28 protein-coding genes are annotated in these 26,303 nt (G+C 67.1%); 16 read left to right on the forward strand and 12 right to left on the reverse strand.

All coding sequences use genetic code 11. From position 1 onward, the window contains the following. Both accA and ligD read left to right on the forward strand, forming a co-directional pair. A partial coding sequence (accA, locus tag ABIR74_RS12820) for a carboxyltransferase subunit alpha (protein WP_348178736.1) occupies positions 1 to 666 on the forward strand: 666 nt, incomplete at its 5' end. A 123-nt stretch (positions 667 to 789) separates the two neighbouring features. After that, a complete protein-coding gene (ligD, locus tag ABIR74_RS12825) occupies positions 790 to 2,703 on the forward strand; it encodes a DNA ligase D (protein WP_348178738.1) in 1,914 nt (637 codons plus the stop codon). Here the strand turns inward: ligD and ABIR74_RS12830 are convergent. The 8 genes from ABIR74_RS12830 to ABIR74_RS12865 all read right to left on the reverse strand — a co-directional run bounded on the left by ABIR74_RS12830 (position 2,700) and on the right by ABIR74_RS12865 (position 9,915). Beyond that, complete coding sequence (locus ABIR74_RS12830) at positions 2,700 to 3,338, reverse strand: GNAT family protein (RefSeq protein WP_348178740.1); 639 nt, start codon at positions 3,336 to 3,338, stop codon at positions 2,700 to 2,702. The genes ligD and ABIR74_RS12830 overlap by 4 nt on opposite strands. After that, a complete protein-coding gene (locus ABIR74_RS12835) occupies positions 3,335 to 4,582 on the reverse strand; it encodes an NAD(P)/FAD-dependent oxidoreductase (protein ID WP_348178742.1) in 1,248 nt (415 codons plus the stop codon). Before ABIR74_RS12835 ends, ABIR74_RS12830 begins: the two co-directional genes overlap by 4 nt. Before the next feature lie 37 nt (positions 4,583 to 4,619). Continuing rightward, positions 4,620 to 5,813: an RNA polymerase sigma factor gene (locus ABIR74_RS12840; protein ID WP_348178744.1), complete on the reverse strand. Its 1,194-nt coding sequence runs from the start codon at positions 5,811 to 5,813 to the stop codon at positions 4,620 to 4,622. Continuing rightward, positions 5,810 to 6,169, reverse strand: coding sequence for a YciI family protein (locus ABIR74_RS12845; RefSeq protein WP_348178746.1), 360 nt, complete (start codon positions 6,167 to 6,169; stop codon positions 5,810 to 5,812). Before ABIR74_RS12845 ends, ABIR74_RS12840 begins: the two co-directional genes overlap by 4 nt. Next, entirely contained in the window at positions 6,166 to 6,531 is a 366-nt protein-coding gene (locus ABIR74_RS12850) for a YciI family protein (protein WP_348178748.1), read from the reverse strand. Before ABIR74_RS12850 ends, ABIR74_RS12845 begins: the two co-directional genes overlap by 4 nt. Before the next feature lie 71 nt (positions 6,532 to 6,602). Then, positions 6,603 to 8,831 (reverse strand): DEAD/DEAH box helicase, encoded by a 2,229-nt coding sequence (locus ABIR74_RS12855; RefSeq protein ID WP_348178750.1) that lies wholly within the window; start codon positions 8,829 to 8,831, stop codon positions 6,603 to 6,605. Next, positions 8,828 to 9,148, reverse strand: a complete 321-nt coding sequence (locus ABIR74_RS12860; protein WP_348178752.1) for a thioredoxin domain-containing protein — start codon at positions 9,146 to 9,148, stop codon at positions 8,828 to 8,830. The genes ABIR74_RS12855 and ABIR74_RS12860 overlap by 4 nt, the downstream gene beginning before the upstream one ends. 44 nt (positions 9,149 to 9,192) lie before the next feature. Beyond that, entirely contained in the window at positions 9,193 to 9,915 is a 723-nt protein-coding gene (locus ABIR74_RS12865) for a polyprenol monophosphomannose synthase (protein WP_348178754.1), read from the reverse strand. A gap of 41 nt (positions 9,916 to 9,956) precedes the next feature. Here ABIR74_RS12865 and polX point away from each other — a divergent pair, with 41 nt between their 5' ends. Together polX and ABIR74_RS12875 are read left to right on the forward strand one after the other, a co-directional pair. Continuing rightward, complete coding sequence (gene polX, locus ABIR74_RS12870) at positions 9,957 to 11,666, forward strand: DNA polymerase/3'-5' exonuclease PolX (RefSeq protein ID WP_348178756.1); 1,710 nt, start codon at positions 9,957 to 9,959, stop codon at positions 11,664 to 11,666. Continuing rightward, positions 11,663 to 12,967 (forward strand): pyridoxal-dependent decarboxylase, encoded by a 1,305-nt coding sequence (locus ABIR74_RS12875; RefSeq protein ID WP_348178758.1) that lies wholly within the window; start codon positions 11,663 to 11,665, stop codon positions 12,965 to 12,967. The genes polX and ABIR74_RS12875 overlap by 4 nt, the downstream gene beginning before the upstream one ends. Before the next feature lies 1 nt (position 12,968). On the opposite strand, the gene ABIR74_RS12880 is transcribed toward ABIR74_RS12875, so the two are convergent. Continuing rightward, positions 12,969 to 13,592 carry a helix-turn-helix domain-containing protein gene (locus tag ABIR74_RS12880; RefSeq protein WP_348178760.1) on the reverse strand — a complete coding sequence of 208 codons (624 nt, stop codon included), beginning with the start codon at positions 13,590 to 13,592 and terminating at the stop codon, positions 12,969 to 12,971. 134 nt (positions 13,593 to 13,726) lie between these two features. Between ABIR74_RS12880 and ABIR74_RS12885 the strand changes: the two genes are divergently transcribed. Genes ABIR74_RS12885 through ABIR74_RS12900 form a run of 4 tightly spaced genes read left to right on the forward strand, consistent with a single transcriptional unit; the run spans position 13,727 to position 17,400 of the window. Further along, a complete protein-coding gene (locus ABIR74_RS12885; RefSeq protein ID WP_348178762.1) occupies positions 13,727 to 15,163 on the forward strand; it encodes a DHA2 family efflux MFS transporter permease subunit in 1,437 nt (478 codons plus the stop codon). Between the two features lie 39 nt (positions 15,164 to 15,202). Further along, positions 15,203 to 15,556 (forward strand): sulfite exporter TauE/SafE family protein, encoded by a 354-nt coding sequence (locus ABIR74_RS12890; protein WP_348178764.1) that lies wholly within the window; start codon positions 15,203 to 15,205, stop codon positions 15,554 to 15,556. Further along, complete coding sequence (locus tag ABIR74_RS12895) at positions 15,553 to 15,939, forward strand: sulfite exporter TauE/SafE family protein (RefSeq protein WP_348178766.1); 387 nt, start codon at positions 15,553 to 15,555, stop codon at positions 15,937 to 15,939. Before ABIR74_RS12890 ends, ABIR74_RS12895 begins: the two co-directional genes overlap by 4 nt. A gap of 6 nt (positions 15,940 to 15,945) precedes the next feature. Then, the gene (locus ABIR74_RS12900) at positions 15,946 to 17,400 is read left to right on the forward strand and encodes a choice-of-anchor P family protein (RefSeq protein WP_348178768.1); all 1,455 of its coding nucleotides are present in this window, start codon (positions 15,946 to 15,948) and stop codon (positions 17,398 to 17,400) included. A gap of 9 nt (positions 17,401 to 17,409) precedes the next feature. On the opposite strand, the gene ABIR74_RS12905 is transcribed toward ABIR74_RS12900, so the two are convergent. Next, on the reverse strand, positions 17,410 to 17,922 hold the full coding sequence (locus ABIR74_RS12905; RefSeq protein ID WP_348178770.1) for a hypothetical protein: 513 nt from the start codon (positions 17,920 to 17,922) through the stop codon (positions 17,410 to 17,412). A 74-nt stretch (positions 17,923 to 17,996) separates the two neighbouring features. On the opposite strand from ABIR74_RS12905, the gene ABIR74_RS12910 reads away from it, so the two are divergent. The 8 genes from ABIR74_RS12910 to ABIR74_RS12945 all read left to right on the forward strand — a co-directional run bounded on the left by ABIR74_RS12910 (position 17,997) and on the right by ABIR74_RS12945 (position 25,054). Further along, on the forward strand, positions 17,997 to 18,134 hold the full coding sequence (locus tag ABIR74_RS12910; RefSeq protein WP_348178772.1) for a hypothetical protein: 138 nt from the start codon (positions 17,997 to 17,999) through the stop codon (positions 18,132 to 18,134). After that, the gene (locus tag ABIR74_RS12915) at positions 18,134 to 18,805 is read left to right on the forward strand and encodes a hypothetical protein (protein ID WP_348178774.1); all 672 of its coding nucleotides are present in this window, start codon (positions 18,134 to 18,136) and stop codon (positions 18,803 to 18,805) included. The genes ABIR74_RS12910 and ABIR74_RS12915 overlap by 1 nt, the downstream gene beginning before the upstream one ends. An 18-nt stretch (positions 18,806 to 18,823) precedes the next feature. Next, positions 18,824 to 19,600 (forward strand): sugar phosphate nucleotidyltransferase, encoded by a 777-nt coding sequence (locus tag ABIR74_RS12920; protein WP_348178776.1) that lies wholly within the window; start codon positions 18,824 to 18,826, stop codon positions 19,598 to 19,600. Next, positions 19,597 to 20,067, forward strand: coding sequence for a dTDP-4-dehydrorhamnose 3,5-epimerase family protein (locus ABIR74_RS12925; protein WP_348178778.1), 471 nt, complete (start codon positions 19,597 to 19,599; stop codon positions 20,065 to 20,067). Before ABIR74_RS12920 ends, ABIR74_RS12925 begins: the two co-directional genes overlap by 4 nt. Next, positions 20,013 to 20,858 (forward strand): dTDP-4-dehydrorhamnose reductase, encoded by an 846-nt coding sequence (gene rfbD / locus ABIR74_RS12930; RefSeq protein WP_348178780.1) that lies wholly within the window; start codon positions 20,013 to 20,015, stop codon positions 20,856 to 20,858. Before ABIR74_RS12925 ends, rfbD begins: the two co-directional genes overlap by 55 nt. Before the next feature lie 128 nt (positions 20,859 to 20,986). After that, positions 20,987 to 21,976: a dTDP-glucose 4,6-dehydratase gene (gene rfbB / locus ABIR74_RS12935; protein WP_348178782.1), complete on the forward strand. Its 990-nt coding sequence runs from the start codon at positions 20,987 to 20,989 to the stop codon at positions 21,974 to 21,976. Between the two features lie 34 nt (positions 21,977 to 22,010). Further along, positions 22,011 to 23,408 carry a SpoIID/LytB domain-containing protein gene (locus tag ABIR74_RS12940; RefSeq protein ID WP_348178784.1) on the forward strand — a complete coding sequence of 466 codons (1,398 nt, stop codon included), beginning with the start codon at positions 22,011 to 22,013 and terminating at the stop codon, positions 23,406 to 23,408. Positions 23,409 to 23,446: 38 nt separating this feature from the next. Then, complete coding sequence (locus ABIR74_RS12945; RefSeq protein WP_348178786.1) at positions 23,447 to 25,054, forward strand: S8 family serine peptidase; 1,608 nt, start codon at positions 23,447 to 23,449, stop codon at positions 25,052 to 25,054. 11 nt (positions 25,055 to 25,065) lie between these two features. Here ABIR74_RS12945 and ABIR74_RS12950 read toward each other — a convergent pair whose 3' ends face one another. Together ABIR74_RS12950 and ABIR74_RS12955 are read right to left on the reverse strand one after the other, a co-directional pair. Next, complete coding sequence (locus tag ABIR74_RS12950; protein ID WP_348178788.1) at positions 25,066 to 25,713, reverse strand: acyltransferase; 648 nt, start codon at positions 25,711 to 25,713, stop codon at positions 25,066 to 25,068. After that, positions 25,710 to 26,303, reverse strand: a 594-nt coding sequence (locus tag ABIR74_RS12955) for a Gfo/Idh/MocA family oxidoreductase (protein WP_348178790.1), incomplete at its 5' end; no start/stop codon positions are given. The genes ABIR74_RS12950 and ABIR74_RS12955, both read right to left, overlap by 4 nt.

A 26,303-nucleotide genomic window follows, 5' to 3' on the forward strand; every position in this document is an offset into this window, starting at 1 on the left:
GCGATCGTCGCAGGGATCGGCAAGCTCGAGGGACGAACGATTGCCGTGCTCGGCCACCAGAAGGGCCGCGACCTGAAAGAGCGCACGAGGCGTAACTTCGGCATGGCGTACCCGGAGGGCTACCGGAAGGCGATCCGGGTGATGGAGCTTGCGGAACGGCATCGCTTCCCGCTGCTCACGCTCGTCGACACGCCCGGTGCGTTCCCGGGGGTCGCCGCCGAGCAGCATGGACAGGGTGGCGCGATAGCTCGCTCGCAGGCGGTGATGGTGCGACTCAGCGTCCCGACCGTGTCCGTCGTCATCGGCGAAGGGGGATCGGGCGGCGCGATCGCGATTGCCGTCGCGGACCGAGTCCTGATGCAGGAGAACGCGATCTACTCGGTGATCTCACCTGAGGGATGCGCGGCGATCCTCTGGCGCGATGCCTCCCAGGCGAAGAAGGCGGCTTCCGCCTTCCGTCTCGACGCCGCTCATTGCCTCGACCTCGGTGTGATCGAGGGGATCGTCCCGGAGCCCGTCGGTGGGGCGCAGACGGATCCCGACGCAGCAGCGTCGCTGCTCCAGGAATCGGTCGTCTCCCACCTCCACGAGCTCGACGGAATCCCCACGGGCGACCTGAGACGTTCTCGGCGGGCGAAGTTCCGCTCGATGGGCGTCTTCGCGTAGTCCGCACGCTTCTCCACAGTATCCACAGGCTTATCCCCTGGTCGCAAACCGCATCTTTGCAGGGAAGATGCCGCGTCTGTTTCGGACATGTTAAGCCGGCAGCCAATCCGCGATGATGGATCGGTGGCACTCGACGACTATCGCCGAAAGCGGGACGGCGATCTGCGCAACCGGCTGCTCCTCCGGAAGGACGGCACCGCATCGGCGCACGCGTACGCGCCGATGCTCGCCGCGTCGACAGAGGTGCTCCCTACGGGCGACGAGTGGGCATTCGAGCCGAAGTGGGACGGTTACCGCGCCCTTGCCCGGATCGCAGGCGGCGAGGCGACGCTCACGAGCAGGAACGGCAACGACCTCACGAGGCGGTTCCCTGCCGTCGCCAAAGCTCTCGTCGCAGACGTCCGGTCTCCCTCGGTCGTGCTCGACGGCGAAGTTTGCGCGCTCGACGAAGCCGGCCGGTCGGATTTCGGGCTCCTGCAGCGCGGAGAAGGATCCCTCGTCTTCGTCGCGTTCGACGCGCTCGAGCGCGACGGTGAGGCGCTGACAGATCTCGCCTACGACAGGCGGCGTCGCGTGCTCGAGGAGCTCGTCCACCCGGGCGGCGGCGTGCTGCTGTCCCCGTCGTTCGACGATGGTACTGCCCTGGAGGCGGCCGCTCTCGAGCACGGTCTCGAGGGTGTCGTCGCGAAGAAGCGAAGCTCTGCGTATCACCCCGGGCGCCGGTCTCCCGACTGGCGCAAGCTGAAACTCAAGCATCGCCAGGAACTCGTGATCGCGGGCACGACGCGCGGCAAGGGCCGCCGCAGCAACGGCATCGGCTCGCTGATCCTCGGCGTGCAAGGACCATCCGGGCTAGCGTATGCCGGCAATGTGGGAACGGGACTCACGGATGCCGAGCTCGACCGCCTCGAGGATCTGCTCGCCCCGTTCGTGCGGCCCGACTCACCGTTCCGGGATGCGCCCCGCCTGCCGCGGGTCCGCCGGGACGATGTGACCTGGGTGGAGCCAAGGCTCGTCGCCGAGGTCGAGTTCGCCGAGTGGACGAAGGACGGTCGCCTCCGGGCTCCTGTCTATCTTGGTCTCCGTGACGACAAGCCGGCAGAGGATGTCGTCGCGGAGAGGATCCGGGTGCAGACCGAGATCTCGCGCGGCTCGCGGCACCTGAAGCTCACGAACCTCGAAAAGCCGTTCTGGCCGGAGGAGGGAATCAGCAAGGGAGACCTGCTCGCGTTCTACCGCGATATCGCTCCCGTCCTCGTGCCGCACCTTCACGGCCGCCCGTTCACGATGAAGCGTTACCCCGACGGCTGGCAGGGGAAGCACTTCTTCCAGAAGGACGCGCCGTCGCACATGCCGAACTGGATCCCGCGTGCGCCGTTCCCCGCGTCCAACCGCGACGGCGAGAAGCGGACGATCGACTACCCACTCGTGAACGACGACCTGGCGCTGCTGTGGATGGTCAACATGGGCTGCATCGACATGAACGCGTGGACGTCGCGGGTCGACCTTCCCGCGCGCCCGGACTGGGTCATCTTCGACCTCGACCCGTCCGATGACGTCGGCTTCGTCGAAGTGATCGAGGTGGCTCTGCTCGTCAGGCAGATCCTCGATCTCGTGGGGCTCGAGAGCTTTCCGAAGACGAGCGGCTCGCGTGGGATCCACGTCCTCGTGCCGATAGCGCGGCGACACGGATACGACCAGACGAGGGAGTTCGCGGGAATCGTCGCGGGTGCTCTCGCCCGTGCCCACCCTGGTCTCGTTACGACCGAGTGGATGAAGAGCAAGCGTCGGGGCGTACTCGTGGATGCGAACCAGAACGGCCCGGGGAGGACGACCGCGACGGTCTACTCGGTCAGGCCGCGACCGGGCGCTCCCGTGTCGACGCCGCTGCGCTGGGACGAGGTACGGCCAGGGCTCGACCCGCTCTCATTCGGCTTCGACGAGGTGCGCCTGCGGGTCGCGCGTGACGGCGACCTGTTCGCGCCCGTGCTCGGATCACGTCAGTCGCTCGGTGCTGCGCTCCGCTCGCTCGGCTAGGCGGCGCCGAAGACCGGGAGGGCCGGCTCGAGGCCGATGATCTCGACCGGGAACGGTGAGACCCAGTCCTTCCGGTCGAGGCGGAGATCGTGGTGGGGGACGGGGACCCCCCGGGGGCTGATCTCGCCGATGCCCGTCTCGACGTAGCCGAGCTTCTCCGAGACGCGGGCTGATGAGCGGTTGCCCTCGAGCCACCCGCTCGTAGCCGCGACCGCTCCGAGCCCACGGAATGCGAGATCGAGCACCGCCGCCCGCATCTCCGTTCCGATCCCACGGCCCTGGAACTCGGTGCCGAGCCAGGAGCCCGACCCGACGACAGACGTCTCCCGGAATCCCTTCGAGTACAGCTCCTGGTTACCCAAGAGTTCGTCGTCGGCCCACACGAGCAGATCGAAATGCCAGTCGTCGGGAGACCAGTCGGTCATCAGACTTCGATGGAATCCGGCAAATCCTTCGTGGAAGTCGGGCTGCCCGATCCCATCCGTCCAGGGGACGCTGAACGGCATCTCGTCCGGCCCGTGGATCCCACGTGCGGCGACCTGCCCGAGCTCGTCGATCTCCTCGGGCGTCCCGAGCCGGAGCTCGAGCCGCGGCGTCCGTAACCGCACCTCGGAGAGCGGGGTGAGGTCGATCACTCCTCGAATCCCCCGGGATGACCGAGACTCGAAAGCTCGGCGATATCGCGCCGGAAGAACAGCGCCGTCGTCCAGTCCGCGACGACGCGGAGCTTCCGGCTCAGTAGGGGCAGGGCGTAGAGGTGGTAGGTTCGCGCAACGAACCAGCCGGGGAACCCCGAGAGGTGGATCCCGAGCACGTCGGCAATTCCCTTGAAGCGGCCGAGCGTCGCCACCTGGCCGAGCATCCGGTAGCCGTACGGCTCAGGCGTTCCGGTGAGGTTCCCTGTCAGGCGGCGCGCCTGTCGCAACGCGTGCTGGCAGGTCGGTGGATCCGTGTGCCCGGGCGTCTTCGCATTCGGGACAGCCGCACAATCGCCGAGCGACCAGATGTTCTCGTAGCCCTCGACGCGCAGAGTCGGGTCGACGCGAACGCGGCCCCGTTCGTCGAGCGGGAGCCCGAACGAGGCGAGGAGCGGCGACGCCTTCACGCCGGCCGTCCACACGAGCGTTCGGGCAGGAACCGAGGTTCCGCCGGAGAGGACAGCCGCCTCGCCGTCGAACGATGTGAGCATCTCGCCGACGCGGATCTCGATCCCCCGGCGCTCGAGCTGGCGCGCAGCGTAGACGCCGAGCGTGCGGGGAATGTCCGCGAGGATCGTCGGCGCTGCGTCTACGAGCACCCACCGCTGTTGGGCTCCCTCGAGGGTCGGGTAGAACCGCAGTGCCGCCTGGACGAGGTCGTGCACCTCGGCGAGGGCCTCGACGCCGGCGTACCCCGCGCCGACGAAGACGAAACCGAGCTCTGAGGGCGGCCCACCCGCGGCCGCTGCATCGAGTCGCTGGAGAGCGTGATTGCGAAGGGCGATCGCGTCGGCAAGATCCTTGAACCCCCGGCCGTACTCGACGAGTCCCGGCACGGGAAACACGCGCGTCACTGCTCCGAGCGCAACGACGAGCCGCTCGTACGAGATCTCCGCAGGCCCGGCGAGGGTCTCTGCCGCGACGACGTTCCTTACGACGTCGAGCGACGTCGCGCGACCGATGACTACGTCGGCGTGCGGGCACATCTGACGCAGCGGTACGACGACATGCCGTGGCTCGAGCGTCCCAGAGGCCGCCTCGGGGAGCAGGGGCGTGTAGAGCATCGAGTTCTGTGGGGAGACGATCGTCGCCCCGTGCTTCCCGAGGAGGCGCGCGACGTAGGCCCCGGCGAACCCGCCACCGAGGATCAGCGTTCCTCCCTTTGCCTCGCGCACGATCACGCTGTCATTGTGGCGATGCGGCGTCGACCGGGCGGGCTCAACCGGCGAGCCGACGCTCCAGAAACCGCTGTTCGGGGCCGTCCTCCGTCAGAGTGAGTGCCCGGCGGTACGCCTCGCGTGCCTCCGCGTCGCGCCCGAGGCGCCGCAGAAGATCCGCGCGGGCCGAATGGAAGTGGCGATAGCTGTCGAGGCCCGGGATTGCCTCGATCAGCGCCAGGCCGTCTTCCACCTCGCCCGCGAGTGCGACGGCTACGGCGTGGTTCAGGCGCGTCACCGGCGAGCCGTCCAGGCGCAACAGCGCCTCATAGGCGGCCACGACCGTTCGGGCGTCCGATCCCTGTGCGTGCCCCGCGGCGATCGCCGCCTGCAGCTGGTACACACCCGGTCGGCGCTGGGCCTCGGCTCTCGCGAGCATCCGGAGGCCCTCGTCGATCGCGGCTCTGTCCCAGAGGGCGCGGTCCTGATCGGCGAGAAGGACGAGCTCTCCGTTCGGCGACAGGCGCGCGTCGCGTCGCGAGTCCTGCAGAAGCATCAGCGCGAGCAGCCCGTAGGCCTCGGGCTCGTCGGGCATCAGAACACAGAGGAGCTTCACAAGCCGGATCGCCTCGGCACAGAGATCGCGACGGACGAGCGCCCCCCCGTTGTTCGCAGCGTACCCCTCGTTGAAGACGAGATAGATGACGCGGAGCGCTGCCGTCAGTCGATCCGGAAGCATCGCTTCGGCCGGTACGCGAAACGGGATCCCGGCCATTCGGATCTTGCGCTTCGCGCGAACGAGCCGTTGCGCCATCGTCTGCTCCGGCACGAGGAACGCCGACGCGATCTCCGGGGTCGTCAGACCACCGACCTCGCGCAGGGTGAGGGCGATCTGGACGTCGACGGCGAGCGCTGGGTGGCAGCATGTGAACAGGAGCGCGAGGCGCTCGTCCGGCAAGGCTTTCACCTCGTCGGCGTCCTCGGGGAACGACGCGAGGCGTGCGAGCAGAGCGGTCTTGTCGGCGAGGACGTGGTCACGGCGGATCCGATCGATGGCGCGATTTCGGGCGGTCGTGACAATCCAGGCACCCGGGTTGTCGGGCATCCCGGCGCGCGGCCACCTCTCGAGTGCAATCGCGAAGGCGTCCTGCACCGCATCCTCGGCGCGTTGGAGATCGCCGAGGACACGGGTCAGGATTGCGACGCACCGCGGCCATTCGTCGGCGTAGACCGCGGAGACGTCGTCGTCGATCACCGGGTCGCGAGCGGCCGGATCTCGAGGGTGCCGTAGTCGGCTGCCGGGACGAGCGCCGCGAGCCGGATCGCCTCGTCCAGGTCCGGGAGCTCGGTGATGAACACTCCCCCGAGCTGCTCCTTCGTCTCGGCGAACGGGCCATCCGTGACGATCGTCTGCCCGTCGACGACGCGCACGACCTTCGCCTCCGACGCCCCCGCGAGCTCCTTGCCGGTCACGTTCGGATCGGCCTTACCCATTTCGTCGAAGAGCGTGATCCAACGGGGCATCGACTCCGCCCGCAGGCGCCCGGCTTCCTCGTCGGAAAGGCCTTCCCATGACGCCTGGTCGCTGTAGACGAGCATCGCGTACTTCATGCCGCTGCCTCCTCATCGACGTGGACGGGCCGGATCTCGATCGCTCCGCCGTGCCAGGCGGCCGGGATCTTCGCCGCCCACCTGATCGCCTCCTCGAGCGTGTCGCACGAGAAGAGGTAGTAGCCGCCGAGCGCTTCCTTCACCTCGGCGTAAGGCCCGTCGGTGACGACGGCTTCGCCGCCCCGGACGCGCACGCTCGTTGCTGCCGCGGTCGACTCGAGCTCGGCCGCATCGACGAGTGCTCCCGCAGCTTCCGCGTCTCGCGCTACGGCCATGTATCCCTCGTACGCCGTCGCACGGTCGGATTCGGACATCGCGTCCCACGCTTCCGGATCGCCGTACACGAGTGCCAGATACTCCATGTTGCCTCCCGTTGGGTTGTTTGCGATTTCACCATGACGACGAACGGCGTTCACGGAAATCGACCCGTCGTTCAGGCGGCGGACATCCGATCGAGGAGAAGCAGCGCAGCCCCCTTGTCTAGCATCTCGTTCAGGTTTCCGCACTTCGGGCTCTGGACGCATGAGGGGCAGCCGCTCGTGCAGGGACACCCACGCAGGAGCCGCTCGGTATCCGAGACCCAGCCTGCGAAGCAATCGAACCCGCGCTCGGTGATGCCGACTCCGCCGGCATGGCCGTCGTAGACGAAGACGGTTGGCAGTCCCGTCTGGAAATGCACGTTCGTCGAGAGGCCGCCGATGTCCCAGCGGTCACACATCGCCCAGAGCGGAAGCAGGGAGATCATGGCGTGCTCCGCCGCGTGGAGGCCGCCGAGCAGCTTCGGCATCTCCTCGAGCCCGTCGAGCAGGTCGCCGTCGGGCGAGAACCAGACTGCCTCCGTCTGGAACGTCACCTCCGGCAAGATCAACGGGATCACAGCCAGAGTCGAGCCATCGCGGATCGCCTTGCGCTGGTATGCGATCACCTGCTCGGTTACCGAGACCCGACCGAAGTGAAGATCCACGCCTGCGACCCGTGCGTGTCGCAGCGGTTCGTCGATCGATGTCTGCGTGTCTTTCTGCACCTGGGTGTACCAGTCCACGCCCGCCGGCTCGACGACGGCAGTGCGCGAGACCCCATCCAGGTCGCGTACGAGGTACTGGGCGCCCATGTGGAGATAGACGGCACCCTGATGGACCGAGGAGTACGCCCGCTCGCGCTCGATGAGACCAAGGACGGATCCCGTCGTTCCATCGACGATCGTGAACGAGTCGCGATCGCCGGAACGGAGCGAGAATCGGCCCGCGGGAGTGTCCCGTCCCTTCCAGACGTACCCGGCCGGGGTCTTCTCGAGCTCGGGCAGCACAGCGGCGCGCTCGAGTGCCTCACGGCCGAGAGTGGCCACATCACGCTCGGCAATCGGGCCCTCGAATGACGCGGCGCAGACGTGCAGGTCCAGGATCCGATGATTCGCATGGTCGAGCCTCGTCGCCTCCACGCTGCGCTCGAGGAGCGAATCGGGCTCGCGCATGAAGAACTGATCCAGGGCGTCCTCGCTGGCGATCAGCACTGCGAGACCGTGCTCTCGCCGACCGGCGCGACCCCACTGCTGCCGCAGGGACGCGACCGTTCCGGGAAAGCCGACCGAGATCGCGCAGTCGAGCCGGCCGATGTCGATCCCGAGCTCGAGCGCATCGGTCGCGGAGACGCCGAGGAGCTCGCCCTCCATCAGCCGCCGCTCGATCTCCCTGCGCTGTGCCGGCGTGTAGCCGGCTCGGTACGGAGCGAGGCGCGCGGCGGTCGCGGTGTCGACGCGCTCGGAGGTGAAACGGTGGATCAGCTCTGCCGCCTTGCGGCTCTTCGTGAAGCAGATCGTGCGGAGGCCGAGGGAGACGAGCCCTGCCATCAGGAGCGAGGCCTCGGACAACGCGCTCGCGCGGACGCCGAGCTCGGGATCGAGGAGCGCGGGATTCCAGAGCACGACGTCTCTCCGCGCTCTCGCGGAGGTGTCCGTGTCGATGATCGTCGCCGCTTCGCCCGTGAGGGCCAGAGCGAGCTCCTTCGGGTTCGCGATCGTCGCGGATGCGAGCAGGAAGCGCGGCTCGGCGCCGTACAGCCGGGCAAGCCGTCTCAGCCGCCGGATCACGTTCCCGACGTGCGAGCCGAAGACCCCGCGATAGACGTGCGCCTCGTCGATCACCACGTAGCGGAGGTTGTGGAGAAGGTCGCCCCAGCGGTCGTGATTCGGGAGGATCCCGATGTGCAACATGTCTGGGTTCGTCAGGATCAGGTTCGCCGACTTCCGGATCGCCCCCCGTCGTTCCGGTTCGGTGTCGCCGTCGTAGATCGCGGGCCGGACGCCCGGAAGCCGGAAGCCGGCGATGCTCCTCGCTTGATCCTGCGTCAGCGCCTTCGTCGGGTAGACGTAGATCGCACGCGCTGTCGGCTGCCGGACGATCGAGTCGAGCACGGGCAGATTGAACGCGAGGGACTTGCCCGACGCGGTTCCCGTCGTGATGAGAATGTTCTCGTCTCTCACCGCCGCCTCCCATGCCTCGCTCTGATGGGCGTAGAGGCCGTCGACGCCCATCCGCGCGAGGGCGGCGGCAATACGGTGGTCGAGGGAAGCGGGGAGAGGCTCGAGCCGGGGGGTACGAGACGGCTCGGTCGAGCGGTAGGCGAGCTCGTCGCCGACGAGAAGACTGTCCCAGGGGCGGGTCACTCGCCGATGTGCTGCGCGAACGCCCGCTCGTAGCGGCTCTTGCTCTGCGGTCCGATCAGTGTCTCCCGCGCCTCGCCGCCGATGAAGAGGATGACCGTCGGAACGGAGAGGATCCCGTAGCGCGAAGGGGTTCCCAGGTTGCCGTCGATGTCGAGCTTGACGAGCCGCACTCGCCCGGCTGAGGCCTCGGCGATCTCGATCAGCGCCGGCTCGATCGCCCTGCACGGTCGACACCACGGGGCGCCGAACTCGACGATCACCGGGATCTCGCTCTCGAGAACGTCCGTGGGGAACGTCGCGTCGGTGACCTCGTCCATCGATGAAGTGTAGGTGTGAGCAGGTCTCCCGTCGCCGGACAGCGCTAGAGCCGTCCGCGGGCCGCCCGGTAGCGGAGCAAGGGCACCTGGAGCATCGCCTCGACCACGATCGATCCACCCATCTTCGACTCACCGACGCGCCGGTCGACGAACGTGATCGGGATCTCGACGACCGAGAAGCCCTTGCGCAGCATCCGGTACGTCGTCTCGATCTGGAAGCCGTAGCCCTTGGCCGCGATCGTCTCGAGCTCGATCGCCTCGAGTACCCCACGCCGGAAGCACTTGAAGCCACCGGTGAGGTCACGAATGCCGACGCCCAGGATGATTCGAGCGTAGAGGCTGCCGCCGCGGGAGATCAGCTTGCGACAGGCACCCCAGTTGACCGTACCCCCGCCCTGCACCCAGCGCGAGCCAAGCGTCACGTCCGTACCAGCCTCGCACGACGCGATCAGCCGGGGCACATCGGCGGGGTTGTGGGAGAAGTCGCAGTCGATCTCGACCACGAGCTCGGCCCCGCGAGCGAGCGCGTGCCGAAAGCCCGCGATGTAGGCAGGACCGAGCCCTTCCTTCCGCTGTCGATGGAGAACCTCGACCCACGGCAGCTCGGCAGCGAGATCGTCAGCCAGCTTGCCGGTGCCATCCGGAGAGTTGTCGTCGATCACGAGGACCCGATCACGATCCGTGTCGAGCTGCTCTCCGAGCGCGCGAATCATCGGGTCGAGGTTGTCGCGCTCGTTGTAGGTGGGGAGGCAGACCATGGCGCGCATTCCGCAATCTTGCACTGTGTGGACGCACCTATGATCGGATGATGGTCGCCGCGCTCCCGCGAAACATCGATCTGGCCGATCGATTCGACCAGCTTGCCGATCTCTCGGAGATCCTCGGCGAGCAGTCGTTTCGGGTCGCCGCGTATCGTCGCGCCGCGACGCGGATTCGCGAAACGGCCTCGTCCGTTGCCGAGCTGGCCCTGCAGGGGAAGGCGAAGGAGCTTCCCGATATCGGGAAGACGATCGAGGCCAAGATCGTGGAGTTAGCGGAGACCGGCGAGATGGCGGCGCTCGCCAAGCGTCGTGCCGAGGTTCCAGGCGAGGTGGCCTCATTCATGCGACTCCCCGGCCTCGGGCCGAAGACGGCCGCCCGGATCTGGCGCGAGCTCGGGGCAACGACGCTTGCAGAGCTGAAGGAAGCGGCCGAGGGCGAGAAGATCAGGGCGCTCTCCGGTTTCGGCGCCGGCACCGAGGCCAAGATCCTCAAGGCGCTCGCCGAGGGAGCCGGGCCGACCGAGCCCCGGCGAGGGTTGCTCGGCAAGGGGCTGCCCGTCGTGCGCGAGGTCGTCGAGGCTCTCCGGGCGCACCCGTCTGTCATCGATGTCTCCGATGCAGGCAGCACGCGGCGACGGCGGGAGACGTTCCGGGATCTCGACGTCATCGCCACTTCGACGGATCCGGCTGCTCTCACCGCACACTTCGTCACGTTGCCGTGGGTGCTCGAGGTCGTGGCCCATGGCGATACGAAGGCAACGGTCATCGATCGCGGAGGCTTTCGTCTCGACCTCAGGGTTGTACCGCCGGAATGCTACGGCGACCTCCTCCAGCACTTCACAGGCTCGAAGGATCACAACATCGCCCTCCGCGAAGACGCGCAACGCCGAGGGCTGTCGATCTCGGAGTACGGCGTCACGGTCGTCGAGACGGGGGAGATCAACACGTTTCGGGACGAGACCGCATTGTACGAGTTCCTCGGGTATGCGTTCATCCCGCCGGAGTTGCGTGAGGACGGTGGCGAGCTCGAGGCAGCCCGCAGTGGCCGGCTGCCACAGCTCGTGGAGCTCTCGGATCTCCGGGGCGAGATGCACTGTCACTCGACGTGGTCGGCAGACGGGAAGGCGACGATCGAGGAGATGGCCCGAGCCGCGTCCGCGCGCGGCTACGAGTTTCTGTGCCTCACGGATCATTCGCACTACCTCCGCGAGGGACGTATCGAACAGCAGTGGGAGGAGATCGACGAGGTCAACGAGCGGCTCGGGTCGATGCGCGTGCTCCGCGGCGTCGAGGCGAACATCAACGCAAAGGGTGTCGTCGACGTCCCGGACGAAGTGCTTGCCGAGCTCGACTGGGTCGTAGCGTCATTGCATACGTCGTTCGACAAGAGCCCTACCGAGCGCGTGCTCGCAGCGATCGACAACCCACACGTCGATTGCATCGGTCATCTGACCGGGCGGCGGATCTCCCGCCGTCATGGCGCCGACCTCGACATCGAGCGCGTGATCGGACGCGCGGTCGAGACCGGAACGGCGCTCGAGATCAACGGTCAGCCGGACCGGCTGGACATGCGCGACGTCCACGCCCGGCTCGCGGGGGAGGCCGGCGTCCTCGTTCCCGTGACGACCGATGCCCACTCGGTCGAGTCCCTTGCGTACGCCGAGCTCGGCGTCGGCCAGGCGCGCCGGGCCTGGTTGACCAGGGAGCACGTTCTCAATACCCGGCCCTGGACCGAGATCGAAGAGTGGAAGCGATGAGCACGTTCCGCGAGGACGGCGCGGCTGCGCTCGAGTGGGTCGCGAACTACCTGGAAACGATCGACGAGCATCCGGTTCTGTCTCAGGTCGAACCTGGTGCTATCCGTGCAGCGCTCCCGGCCTCACCCCCCGAGGCCGCCGAGCCCTTCTCGGCTGTCCTGCGCGACCTCGACGCAGTGCTCATGCCGGGCATCACGCACTGGCAGAGCCCTCGCTACTTCGCGTACTTCGCAACGACTGGGGCCGAGCCGGGCATCCTGGCCGAGCTCCTGATCGCGGGACTCAACCAAGTCGGCATCCTCTGGCGCGCGTCACCCGCGCTGCAGGAGCTCGAGGAGGTGACGCTCGACTGGCTGCGACAGTTGCTCGGCCTTCCCGTGCCGCTTCACGGCCACATCGAGGACACGGCCTCTTCGGGCCTGATCACGGCGCTTGCCGCGGCGCGTGCCGCCCATCCGGACCGGAGAGTTGTCGTCTGTTCCGAGCACACCCACTCATCCACCGTCAAGGCCGCGCGACTTCTCGAGCTCGAGATCCGAAAGACGCCGGCGGACGACGCTTTTGCGATACGCGCGGACGAGCTCGATCTCGACGACGCCTGCGCCGTCGTCGCGACCGTCGGAACGACCTCGTCAGCCGCCGTCGACCCGGTTGCGGCGATTGCCGATCGTGCGGGAGCCGAGGGTGTCTGGCTCCACGTCGATGCGGCCTATGCCGGAGCGGCCGCCGTCTGCCCGGAGCTGCGACACCACTTCGCCGGCTGGGAACGAGCCGATTCGATCGGCGTCAATCCGCACAAGTGGCTCTTCACGCCGATGGACTGCTCGGTCTTCTTCTGCTCACGCCCCGAGGCTCTCCGCCGTGCCTTCAGCCTCGTTCCCGAGTACCTGCGCGTGGACGAGGACGTGGTCAGCCTCAGCGAGTACGCGTCGCCACTCGGTCGGAGATTCCGTGCGCTGAAGCTCTGGGCGACGCTGCGATGCTTCGGGCGGGAGGGCCTTCAGTCGATCCTCCGTGAGCACGTCCGGCTGGCAGCGCTGTTCGAGGAGTGGGTCGCCGCAGAGCCCGGCTGGGAGCTGTGCGCCCCGCGGCACTTCTCCCTCGTGTGCTTCCGGAAGGAAGGAAGTGACGAGGAGAACGAGGAGATCGTGCGACGTGCCAACTCGAGCGGTGAGATCTTCCTCTCGCACTCGAAGCTCGACGGCCGGTTCGTGCTTCGACTTTCGATCGGCAACGCTCGAACGAGCGAGGCGGATGTAGCGCTCGCATGGGAAGTCCTGCGTCGAGAGGCAGCGCTCTAGCTCAGGCCACCGTGGCCTGCGACGTGCGCGCTAGCTGTAGCGCCTCAGCAAGGCTCGCGACGGCGCCGGCATCGCCGGTGACGCCGAGGTCGCTTGTCTCGCCGAGAACGACGAGGGCGTAGAAGCCGGCCGGAGTTCCTGTGACGATCGCCTCCGCCTCCTCCGAGATCCCGGCACTGACGACACCGTCGATGAGCGATGCACGCTCCTCTCCGATCTCGAACGCGACCCGGGCCGTCGGCGCAGATGCCACGACAGCCGTTCGCAACGCCCGCTCGAGCCAGTCGACGTGCAATTCGGCATCGGCGGGCGGGGGCCCGAGGGTCTGTGCGCCCCACCGTGCGAGCGCTGCCAGCACGGGCTGGAGGCCCTCGCCGGCCTCTGTCAACTCGTAAACGTTGGAAGCGGCGGGGGGCGGAAGGCGACGGCGCGCGACGACACCCCCGGACTCGAGATCTTTCAACCTCGTTGCGAGAACGTTCGTGCTGCAGCGCGGAAGCCGTTCTCTCAGATCGCTGTAGCGGAGAGGGCCGTGGTTGAGCTCACGCACGACGAGCAGAGCCCAGCGGTCGCCGACGAGGTCGAGGGCGTGGGCGATCGGACAGTACTCGTTGTACGCCTTCACGAGCGACCACGCATGCGAGGAAGTATAGATCTACCACTCCTAACTTGCAAATTACAAGATAAGACTTGTATTTTGCAACCCTCTGCGATATCGTCGGGGCCCAATCGAGACCACACGGAAAGGAACGCCCCACGATGAGCCAGTCCGACAGACGCAAGTGGATCGCCCTGCTTCTCCTCTGCATGGTTCAGTTCATGGTCGTGCTCGACATTGCGATCGTGAATGTCGCGCTCCCGTCGATCAAGATCGACCTCGGGTTCTCGCAGGCAAATCTGCAGTGGGTGATCTCGGCTTACTCGCTCGTCTTCGGTGGTTTCCTGCTGCTCGGTGGCCGTCTCGCCGACCTTCTCGGGCGCCGACGCGTGTTCATGGTCGGTCTCGTGATCTTCTCGGTCGGCTCGTTGCTGTGTGGCCTCTCGTGGAGTGAGGGTTCGCTCATCGCAGCTCGCGCACTCCAGGGTCTCGGTGCGGCGACGATCTCACCCGCGGCACTCTCGATCCTGACGACGATGTTCAGGGAGGGCCGTGAGCGCAACATTGCGCTCGGTGCCTGGGGCGCCGTCGGAGGCGTGGGGGCTGCGGCCGGAGTTCTGCTCGGCGGCGTTCTGGTCGACCTGCTCGCGTGGCCCTGGATCTTCTACGTCAATGTTCCGGTCGGGATCATCTCGCTCATCGTCGCCCCGATGCTTCTCCCGGAGAGCAAGGACGAGAGCCGATCGAGCTTCGACGTGCTCGGTGCCGTTCTCGTCACCTCCGGCCTGAGCATCCTCGTACTCGCGATCACGAAGGGGAACGACTGGGGTTGGAGCTCCGGGCGCACGATCGGAGTCTTCGCCGTTTCTGCCGTTCTGCTCATCGGGTTCATTGCGCAGGAGTCGCGGGCACGTCACCCGTTGATGCCGTTCTCGATCTTCCGGCTGCAGACGCTCGCTGCGGCGAACATCGTCATGTTCATCATGGGAACCGCGCTGTTCTCGATGTTCCTGATTCTGACGCTCTACATGCAGCAGGTTCTGTTCTTCTCGCCGCTCAAGACCGGGATTGGTTACATCGCCGTTGCCGGAACCGCGATCATCTGGGCGAACGTCGCGGCCCTGGCCGTCACGCGTGTCGGCGTCAAACCGACGCTCGTGACGGGGATGGCGGTGATGACGGTCGGACTCGTCCTCTTTACGCAGATCTCGGCAGATGGCTCGTACTGGAAGAACCTCTTCCCAGGCTTTCTTGTGATCGGGTTCGGTATGCCCTTCGCGTTCGTCTCGCTCACGATCGCAGCGCTTGCGGGTACGAAGCCGGATGAGGCTGGACTGGCCTCGGGGTTGATCAACACGACCCAGCAGATCGGTGGAGCGGTCGGGATCGCGATCCTCTCCACGGTCGCGACTTCCACGACGAGCAGCGCAGTCGAAGCGGGCACGGCGGTTTCTACTGCCTTGACCGAGGGTTTCCAGAACGCTTTCTGGGTCGGAGCGGGGATTACCTTCGTCGGGGTCATCGTGTCGCTCGTCCTCGTGCGCGAACGAGACGTCAGCCCGGCCGGCGTCGGAGAGCCTGCGCTCGAACCCTCCTGATCGCGTTGTCCAGGGGTCGCATCCGCGTCGCGCCGTAGGATGGCGCGGGTGCGACTCGTCGCAATAGGCCTCGTAGCCGGTCTCTTCAGCGCACTCTTCGGCGTCGGCGGCGGCATTGTGATCGTGCCGCTTCTCCTCGGTGTGGCGGCATTTGGAGCGCGGGAGGCAACAGCCACATCGCTCGGAGCGATCGTTGTGACAGCCACTGCGGGCGTCGCTCTCTACGCCCTGCACGACAAGGTCGATCCGGGCTACGCAGCGCTCGTCGGTGTGCCGGCAGTTGCGGGGTCGTTGATCGGCACCTCGGCCCAGCAGCGAATCTCGACCCGCGCGCTGACGGTCGTCTTCGCCGTCTTCCTCGCTCTCATCGGCGTCTGGCTTCTCGCCGGTTGAGCACATCTACGATCATCCTCGCGGTCTGCCTCGGCCTTGTGGCCGGGGTGATGTCCGGACTTCTCGGCGTCGGTGGCGGGATCCTCTTCGTCCCTCTGCTCGTCGCACTCGGCCTCGGTCAGGTCGAGGCTGCCGCGACATCGCTGCTTGCCATCATCCCGACGGCTGCAGTCGGCGCACTGAGACAGTCGCGATACGGCAACCTCCGTGTGCGCCCGGCTTTCGTGATTGGCGTCGCGTCCATCGTCGGCGTCGAGATCGGGGTGCGGGTTGCTACATCGATACCCGAAGACGTCCTTCGCCGGCTCTTCGGCGTCCTTCTCATCGCAGTCGCCGTCCAGCTCGCGTGGCGCGCCAGATCCCCAGAAGGCGAGCTACCCTAGAGCTCAGTGAATCGCCGTTCTCTCCTCGTTGTACCGATTCTGATCTCCATCGTCGCGGTGGCGATCGTCGTGTCCATGGCGACAGCCGCGCCGGGTGAGCCGGAGGCGTCGGCGACCGCCGTCGTCACGCGTGTTGTCCAACCCGGTCTCGCCGACGAGGTCTCCCTCGCCGTGACAGCCCCGCCGCGCGACGATCGGGTCGTCGCCAACTATTCGTATCCGGCGGACGGCTCGATCGTCCGGCTCAGCTCTGCCGGCGCACGTGTCGTAGCTCAGCCTGGTGTCTCGTCGATCGCGCAGAGCGGCCTGAACGTCGTCAGCGTCTCGTTGCTCGGCGGCGAGATCACGCTCGACTCGATCGACCTTCGGGCAAGCGTCGCGGCCGGTCCCGCCAACGCCTCGGTCGACGTGCCGGCATCGTCTCTCACGGGTCTCGTGGTTCTCGGGCAGCCCGTCACACCGACACCCAACTCGGTTGTGCCGCTCGCCGACTGGGGAACGCTCGAGATTCTGGCATCGACGTCAGAGACGACAAGGAACGCACCACGAGCGGCAAGCGCGTCCCTGACGGCGCTCCGGATCAAGGTGACCACGGACCACGGCGGACTCCCTGCCGGAAGCTCGATCGAGGTCGGGTCGATCGCGACGTCAACCGTTGCTGCAGCACCGGTCGTTCCCGCCAAGGAGCCGACGAGGCCGACAGCGTCCGCGCCTCCGGTGCGGCCGATCGTTCCGGCGAGCGCGCCTCGCGAGCCCGGAACCTCGATCGCCGGTGCCCCTCCCGAGCTCGTACGGCCCGCGCCCGAGGTGACGGCGCAGTTCTCGAACGGCGGCTACGTCTTTCCTATCTACGGCCCGGCATCGTACGGTGACACGTTCGGAGCTTCGCGTCCGGGCATATCAGGAGGGTGGCACCACGGTGAGGACATCTTCTCGCCGCTCGGGACACCGCTACTTGCCGTCGCCGACGGAACGATGTTCTCGGTCGGGTGGAACGATATCGGCGGCTGGCGGATGTGGCTCCGCGACAGGCTCGGCAACGAGTTCTACTACGCGCATCTCTCGGCCTACTCGCCGCTCGCCGTGAACGGCAAGCAGGTCGAAGCGGGGGATGTCATCGGATTCATGGGGAACACGGGCGACGCGGAGTTCACCCCGTCGCATCTCCATTTCGAGATCCACCCCGTCTCGCTGCTCTCGCTCGGATACGACGGTGCGGTTGCGCCGTATCCGTTCCTCAATGCATGGCGCCGGGCCGAGGATGTCTCGTTCGATGCAGGCCGCGCGTACCTGCCGCTCGATGGTCCGGCTGGATCACCGAGTGCGGTCGCGCCACCGGCAGGGGCCGTTCTCCTCGAAGCATCCGATATCTCGAGCGCGAGCGGCCTGACGCCGGGCGGGCTGAAAGCGACCCTCTCCGGTCAGGCTCCGAAGAGCCCGACCGGTGGAGGGGACCGCTAAGCCAACCGTCTACTCTTTTGAAGCGTCGACGGGCTCGTCCGCCACCTCGGCGGTTCCGTTCGCTGCGGCCGAGAAGGCGTCTTCGGCATGTGCAGCGGTGAAGTCGAACTCCTCGAGCGGCTGGAGATCGTCGTCTCCCGCAACCTTGTCCATCAGCCATTCCCGCGTCTGCGCGCCCGACCAGGGGTTGTAGAGCGCGCCGGCGATGATGCCTGCGAGAAGCATCGCGTTCCGGCCCTTGTGGCCCTTACTCTTGTTGCCCTTCAGCGTGCCCGCAGCCTTCCCGAACTCCTCGAGCGCCTTGCGGAGATTCTCCTGCACCTTCTCGTCGGTCGCGAGACGCGATGCGGACTTCGCCGCCCCGGCACCCTTCGCATCCTTGACGAGCGGCCCGTACAGCTTCTTCGCCGCCGAGAGGGCCTCCTTGAGGTCGTCGCGGAACTCCTTGTCGTTCAGCGCGCGATCGAGATACGGCTTCAGCGTCTCGACCGTCGGCGCAATTTTCGTGTCCTTCTTTGCCATCTCGGCCGTCCTTTCCTTGTGCAACGTGGGAAGTGAAGTATGACGATGGTTCGTCACCTACGATGGTTCTACCCGTGAGACGCGTCAAACAGAGCATTCTCGCCATCCTGACCGTCATGGTCGCGTTTCTCGCCTTCTGGGTCGCTGCAGTTCGAGCCGTGCCGGGCGTGCGCCGGCGGAAGGCGGCGGCGCGCGCAGCGCGGGGCGCCTGATGGAGCGCACTGGAGGGATGCACGTCCCACCTCTGATCCGCGGCTCGGTCGTGACCCGCTCCGCGTCGCTCGTTCTGGGTCTCTTTCTCTTCGCGTTCGGGATCGTCCTTCTGCTCGAGTCCGGATTGGGACTCTCGCCGTGGGACGTCCTCGCGCAGGGCATCTCCGACAAGACACAGCTGTCGTTTGGCACCGCCAACATCGCGATCGCGGTCGTCGTCCTCGTGGTCGCGTGGGCCCTCGGTGCGCGGATCGGCCCGGGAACCGTTGCGAACGCACTGCTGATCGGCCTCTTCGTCGACTGGCTGGTAGCGATAGACGCGATCGATGCGTTGTCGGACACCTCGCTCGCGATCCGGATCACGCTCATGGTGGTCGGCATCCTGATCATCGGGATCGGGACGAGCTTCTACGTGGGGGCGGGGATGGGAGCCGGCCCGCGAGACTCCCTGATGCTCGTTACCTCCCGACGGTCGGGCGTGCGAATCGGCGTGACGCGTGCCACGATCGAGGTCGTCGCCACCGTTATCGGGTTAGCGCTCGGCGGCACGGTGGGCATTGGCACGATCGCTTTCGCCTTCGGCATCGGCCCGGCCGTCGAGCTCTCGTTCTGGCTCCTCGGGAGGAGCCCGATCGCGATCGCGGCACCAGATGCCTCGCATGCCGCCTGATCCCGTTAGCATCGCGGCATGAAGGGACTGGTCTGTGCGGGAGGAGAGGCGACGCGGCTCGGCGAGCTGACGCGCGTCACGAACAAGCACCTGCTTCCCGTGGGCAGCTGGCCGATGGTCTACTACCCGCTTCAGCTGCTCCAACTCGCTGGCATCCGGGAGGTTCTCCTCGTCACGGGTAAGGGCCATGCGGGTCAGATGATCGACCTCCTAGGCGACGGGCACCTCACGGTTCGCGGAGGCGAGGCACCGCTACTCGAGCTCGATCTCACCTACAAGGTCCAGACGCAGCCGGGCGGGATCGCCGAGGTCGTCGGGATGGCCGAGGACTTCGCCGGTGGCGAGCCGATCGTCGTCGTCCTCGGGGACAACATCTTCGAGTACTCGCACGCGGCCGCGATCGCAGCCTGGGGCGATGGTGGCGTTGGCGCGCAGGTCTTCGTCAAGGACGTGCCGGATCCCGAGAACTTCGGCGTCGTCGTCTACGACGACGACGGCAACGTCACGGATCTTGCCGAGAAGGCCGGTGTCGTCGACCTGCGCTATCCGGCACCGCCGTCGAACGACGCGGTCGTCGGCCTCTATTGCTATCCGACGGACGTCTTCTCCGTGATCTCGAGCCTCGAGCGCTCGAGTCGTGGTGAGCTCGAGATAACAGATGTCAATCGCGCCTATGCGGAGCGAGGCGAGCTGTCGGTTGTTCCGGTCGTCGGCTGGTGGGAAGACGCGGGGAAGCACTGGCAGCACCTCGCCGAGATCGGCCGGATGATCGACGAGACGGGCGTCAACAAGTGACCGTCGAGGGGATTGTTCGGATCCCGTTGCAGCGATTCGCCGACGACCGCGGTTGGTTCTGCGAGCTTCGTCGCGAGAGCCTCCTCCCGAAGCCGACGGTGCAGACGAACGTGTCGGTGTCTCGCCAGGGCGTCATCCGCGGCCTCCATTTCCACGAGCGTGGCCAGGACGACCTCTTCGCATGCCTCCAGGGAATGGCTCGTGTCGTCGTGCTCGATCGGGAGTCGGGAGCTACGTTCGCGGAGGACATCGGCGACGAGAACCCGGTGGCGCTCTACATCCCGGGACGCCATGCGCATGGTTTCGAGGCCCTCACCGATCTGTTGTTCGCCTACCACGTGACCGAGGAGTACGATCCGGCCGATCCGGACGAGCAAGGAATCGCGTGGGATGACCCGCGCGTGAAAGACCTGTGGAGCACTCGGACACCCATTCTCTCGTCACGAGACAGCGCCGTCGCGTCCTGATCACGGGCGGTGGAGGTCAGCTGGCGGGTGCGCTCGCCACCGTCTTCGCCGGGGATGTCGTGAGGGCACTGTCCCGCGTCGACTGGGACGTGCGGTTCCCTGCGCCCCCCGAGGTCGGCGAGCCGCAGCTCGTTCTCCACACGGCGGCCTGGACCAACGTCGACGGCGCGGAGGACGACCCGCAGGGCGCCGCCGAGGTCAACGTCGGAGGGACGACGCACGCGGCCGAGCTCGGCGCCCCGATCGTGGCGTACTCCTCGGACTACGTATTCGACGGCCGCAAGGGTGCGCCGTACGTCGAGTCCGACAGCCCGAGCCCACTCTCCGCGTACGGCCGCTCGAAGTTCCACGGCGAGGCTGCGACGGGCGAGCGTGCCTGGATCGTACGGAGCTCGTGGCTGTACGGACCGACGGGGCACAACTTCCTGAAGACGATGTTGCGACTCGGCGCGGACCGTGACGAGGTCGCCGTTGTCGCCGATCAGCGGGGATGTCCCACGTACGTCGGCGATCTCGCCGCCGCTTCGCACGAGCTCGTAGAGGCCGGTGCGCCGTTCGGCGTCTGGCATCTCGCCGCCGGAGGCGATTGCACCTGGGCAGACTTCGCCGAGGCGATCTTCGAAGAGGCGGGTCTCGACTGCCGCGTGAAGCGGATCACGACTGCCGAGTTCGGGGCGAAGGCTCCGCGCCCCGCCGTGTCGATCCTGCGCAGCGAGAAGGACGCGCCGCAGCTTCCGCACTGGCGCGAGGGGCTGGCGGCGTGCCTCGCGGCGCTCGCCGAGACTCGCTGAGGCTCCGGGCCAACGAGGCGCTGCGCTCCCGACCTGACCGCGTGCCGGATCGCTGATCGATCCGGTTCCGGCCGTTCCGAAAGCCGAATTCGCACGGATGTCGGGCGAAGTGTGGCTACCCTGTCTCGATGCGCGTGCTCGTCACCGGCGGTGCCGGGTTCATCGGCTCTCATTTCGTGCGCCGGCTCGTTGCCGGTGGAGACAGCGTGGTTGTGCTCGACAAGCTCACGTACGCGGGGAATCCCGCCAACCTCGAGGGAATCGAGCACGAGTTCGTTCACGGGGACATCGCCGACCCGGTGGCCGTAGCGACTGCCACTGCCGGGTGCGCTGCCATCGTCAACTTCGCCGCCGAGACGCACGTGGACCGTTCGATCCTCGGCCCGATGGAGTTCGTCCACACCGACGTGCTCGGCACGATGTGCCTGCTCGAGGCCGCGCGCGAGACCGACGCACGGTTCGTTCAGGTCTCGACCGACGAGGTCTACGGTGATCTCGAGGCCGGTGGTCGGGCGCAGGAAGGCGACCCGCTCCGCCCGTCCAGCCCGTACAGCGCAGCAAAGGCCGGCGGTGACCTGCAGGTTCTCGCCTACGTGCGCACCTACGGCGTACACGCGTCGATCACACGCGGTGCGAACACCTACGGGCCGAACCAGTATCCGGAGAAGCTCGTGCCCCTTTTCACAACGAACGCGATGGAGGGCGAGCCGCTCCCGGTATACGGGGACGGAAAGCAGGTCCGCGAGTGGCTCCATGCCGAGGATCACTGCGCTGGAATCGAGCTCGTGCTGCGGGAGGGCGCTCCAGGCGAGGTCTACAACGTCGGCGGCGAGGATCACGAGAACATCGAGATCACCCACAGAATCCTCGAGCTGACAGGCGCCGATCCATCGCTCGTGCGTCACGTCGAGGACCGGGCAGGTCACGACCGCCGGTATGCCCTCGACGATTCCAAGCTGCGGGCGCTTGGCTGGCAGCCCCAGCACTCGTTCGGCGAGGGTGGCTTGCCGGCAACGGTCGACTGGTACCGCGACAACCGCTCCTGGTGGGAGCCGATCAAGTCGGGCGCGTATCGCGCCTATTACGACGAGCAGTACGCAAACCGACTCAAGGCCTAGGCCGTCTTACCGAGAACAGTTCCATGGGTATCTCATGATGCGACGCGTCCTCGTTCCCATCCTCTCGTTCCTTCTCGTCGGCACGGCCGGTGCGTCGCTCGCTGTCGAGCCGTCGGGCCCTGCTAGCACGGCCCCGGCCCCGCTCTCCGCTCCGGTCTACGTCCTCACGGGCGGGGGATACGGGCACGGAGTCGGGCTCAACCAGTACGGGGCGCTCGCGCAGGCAAAGGCCAATCGGAGCTACAGGGACATTCTCGCGTTTTACTACCCCGGGACGGAGCTGACGAAGGCTCCGGTCGCGAAGGTGAGGGTGCTCCTCGCCGATGGTCGCCCGTCGGCACGGCTCTCGTCGATCGTCCCCTACTTCGTCAAGGACGGATCCGGCCTCGTGACCGAGCTGCCGGCCGGCGAGATCACCGTCAAGCCCGATCTCCGGGTTCTCGTCGACGGGAAGCCGACCCGCCTTCCCGGGCCGCTCGCGTTTCTCCCTGGCAGAGGTGCGCTGTTGCAGTTTGACGGCAAGGAGTACCGCGGCGAGATCCGCCTCTCCGTCGTCGCGGGAGCGCTGCAGGTGATCGACTTCCTCGGTCTCGACGCGTACCTGCTCGGAGTCGTTCCCGGTGAGGTGCCGAAGGAGTGGCCGGCGGCAGCGCTCCAGGCCCAGGCCGTCGCCGCCCGCTCGTACGCGCTTGCGAGCATCGTCAAGAGCAAGCCGTTCGACCTCTACTCCGACACGCGGAGCCAGGTCTACTACGGCGTCGCCGCCGAGGCCCCCACGACGAGCGCAGCCGTCAAGGTAACGCGGGGACAGATTCTCAGTTATTCCGGCAAGGTCGTTACCGCGTTCTACTACTCGTCATCCGGAGGCCGCACCGCGTCGAGCAAGGACGTGTTCGGTGTCGACACGCCGTACCTCCAGGCGCGGGAAGACCCCTGGGATGCCCTCTCGCCGTACCACCGCTGGGTGCCGCGGACGTTTACGGCGGCAACCCTTGGTCAGGCATTCCGACTCTCGGGCCCCGTGGTCGACGTGAAGGTAGTCCCGACGGAGTCGGGGCGACCGCTGTCCGTAACTCTGACCAAGAAAACGGGGGCGACCGTCCTGCTTCGGGCCGCGGACGTCCGCGCTGCGCTCGCGCTTCGCTCGACTGCTTTCCGGCTCGGCCTCCTGCGCGTCGGACGCCCCACCCCGTCTCCGAATCCCGGGATGCCCGTAGCGGTCTCGGGCGTGGCGCGGGATGTCACGACGCCGTTGCTCGAGAAGCTCGGGGCGCAGGGTGCCTGGCTGCCGGCGGTCATGCTCAAGCCCAGGCCGGATGGCACATTCCTTGCGACCGTGAGGCCCAAGCTGACCACGACGTACAGGCTCGTCGCCGAAGATGTCGTGGGGCCGGCGCTGACGATCACGGTGCCCACAGAGGCTACGCGGTGACCGGAAGAGCGGCTTGTACAGGCACTCTCGTCGCGTCGGTGACCGCCGTTATCTGCCTCGTTGCAGCCCAGCCTGCTGCGGCGTCCCGCTATGCGGTCGGGGTTGTGGACGGCGAGAGCAGCACGCTCGTCGCGAAGCGTCTCCGTTCCCGAGGGGCGACTCGCATCGTCGACCTCAGCCCGATTCGCGCGCTCGCCGTATCCGCTCCCGACGCCCGGGAGCTCGGGCTCGCGAAAGGCGTCACCTATGTCGAGCGGCTCGGCAGCCGCAGGCCGTCGTACACCCCGAGCGATCCGTTCCTCGCACGGCAGTGGTACGCCGCCCGGAACCGAGCGTTCGACTTCTGGCCGGAGCCCCCGGTACTCGCTTCTGTCCGCGTGGCCGTGATCGACTCGGGCGTCGACGGGACACACCCCGAGCTTCAGGGGCGCATTGTCGCCGCGAAGAGCTTCGTCGCAGGGCCGCCAACGGTCGACGCCCAGGGCCACGGAACGTTTGTCGCGGGCCTGATCGCGGCCCAGACGAACGACGGGATCGGCATCGCCGGCCTTGCGCCTCCGGCGGAGCTCCTGGTTGCGAAGGTCGTCGGGCCGGAGCGATCGATCCCCGTCGAGGCGGAGGCCAAGGCCATCCGCTGGGCTGTCGCGACCGGCGCGCGCATCATCAACATGAGCCTCGGCGGCCCTCGTGATCCCCGGGATCCGAGCAGGGACACGTACTCGCAGCTCGAGGCCGACGCCGTTGCCTACGCGGTCTCGAAGGGTGTGCTCGTCGTGGCGGCGGTCGGGAACGCTGATCAGTCTCCTTCCCAGCCGTGGCCGTACGCAAGCTGGCCTGCAGCACTTCCTCACGTCATCGGGGTCAGCGCTCTCGGGCCTGCAGGTGGCTCGCCGTCATTCTCGAACCGCGATGTGCAGTTCAACGACCTCGCAGCCCCGGGCGTGGACATCCTTTCGACCTTCCCGTTGCCGCTCACGGCGGCGTTTCCCGCCTGCCCCGAGCAGGGCTACTCGAGCTGCGGCCCGGCGGAGTACCGGAGCGCCGAGGGGACGAGCTTCGCTGCACCACAGGTCACCGCAGCGGCCGCCGCGCTTCTCGCGTCCTCGCCCCGGCTGACGGCCGACCAGGTCATGTCGCTCCTTCTCGGTAGCTCCGTTGACGCAACCACCGCGAACGGCTGTGCAGTGTGCGCGCCGGGGAGAGACCGGTTCACCGGTTCTGGTCGCCTCGACCAGACCGGCGCGCTCGAGCTGCTCGGCACGGGAGTTCCGGCTGCAGACAGGTTCGAGCCGAACGACGGTGCCGGTGCGGGCGCCTACCCGCTCTTCGGCCAGCGGCGGCGGATCGATGCGACGCTCGACTTCTGGAACGATCGGGATGACGTCTACCGCGTCTATCTTCGAGTGGGTGAGCGGCTCGCCGTGACATCCGCTGCCGGCGCTCCGGTACGCCCGGCGCTCTCACTCTGGACACCGGGAACGTTGGCAGTCGACGCGAAGTCCGCTCCGATCCGGCGGCTTTCGATCCGGCCAGCGGGCGGTGCGCTCACGCACCGGGCGCGTGTCGCCGGGTGGTACGTCCTGCATCTCCGTGCGACTCGAGCGGCCTCCGGCGCGTATCGGGTCACCGTGACGAAGTCACGCTAGACGACCCATCCCTACGCGTCGAGCAACTCGTCGCCGGGAACGTCGCGCAGGATCCGGGCGGGGGAGCCGACCACCACGACGCGCGGGGGGACGTCCTTCGTCACGACAGCGCCGGCGCCGACGAAGGCATCCTCGCCGATCTCGACCTGCGGGCAGATAATGGCGCCGCCGCCGACTCGAGCGCCACGACGGATCGTTGGGCCTTTGATGTTGCCGAACCGCTTCTCCGTGCGGCCCATCCAGTTGTCGTTCGTCGTCACGACGCGCGGGGCGATGAAGACGTGGTCCTCGAGCGTCGAGTAGGCAGTGATATACGCGTCTGCCTGGATCTTCGTCATCGCGCCGATCGTCGTGTCGTTCTCGATCAGGGAACCGCGTCCGACAACGACATCGTTCCCGATCGTCACTCGCTCACGGACACACGATTGATCTCCGAGAATCACTCGCTCGCCGATCGTCGTGCCCGCGAAGACGATCGCGCCCGTCGAGATGATCGTGGCGGCCCCGATCACGGTCGGCGGCAACGACTCGCGTTTCGCAGTCGAACGGGGTGAGAGAGTCGGCTGCTTGCCAACGACGGCGTTCTCGAGCACCTTGACCCCTTCGCCGAGCACCGTCCCGGGATAGACGATCGCGCTCGCGTGGACTTCTGCGTTCACGCAGAAGCGCCCGTGTCGAGCGAGGTCGTCAACCGGTCGAGCGTCCGAACGACTGCGAGCCCGTCGGTCGCTTCTCGATGATCTCCCGGCCCGTCGGCGACGAGCTTCAGGAAGTGCTGCAGTTCGAGCTTGAGCGGTTCGTCCGTTGCGATCTTCGGGCTGAAGATGTCGCCGGTGCGCGTGCGCCACTCTCCCTCGGTCGGCTCCCAGGGGCCTTTCTCGTACACGGTGACCTTCCGCTCGAGCTCCATGTCGTCGAACACCACCATCTTCTCGCGGCCCACGACCGTCATCTTCCGCATCTTGTGCGGGTCGAGCCAGGAGAGGTGCATGTGTGCGACCTTGCCGGACGGGAAGCGGAGGAAGCAGAACACGACATCTTCGATCCCCGGCTGGACGAAGTCCTGCCCGTAGGCGACGACCTCGGAGGGCTCCTCGCCAAGGAGCCACAGAATCACGGAGAGATCGTGGACGCCGAGCGACCAGAGGGCGTTCTCGTTGGAGCGAATCACGCCGAGGTTCTGCCGGTTGCCGTAGACGCACGCGATGTCGCCGAGCTCACCCGAATCGACGAGTTCTTTCACCTTGCG

The sequence above is a fragment of the Gaiella sp. genome (genome assembly GCF_039915195.1).
GTDB lineage: Bacteria > Actinomycetota > Thermoleophilia > Gaiellales > Gaiellaceae > Gaiella.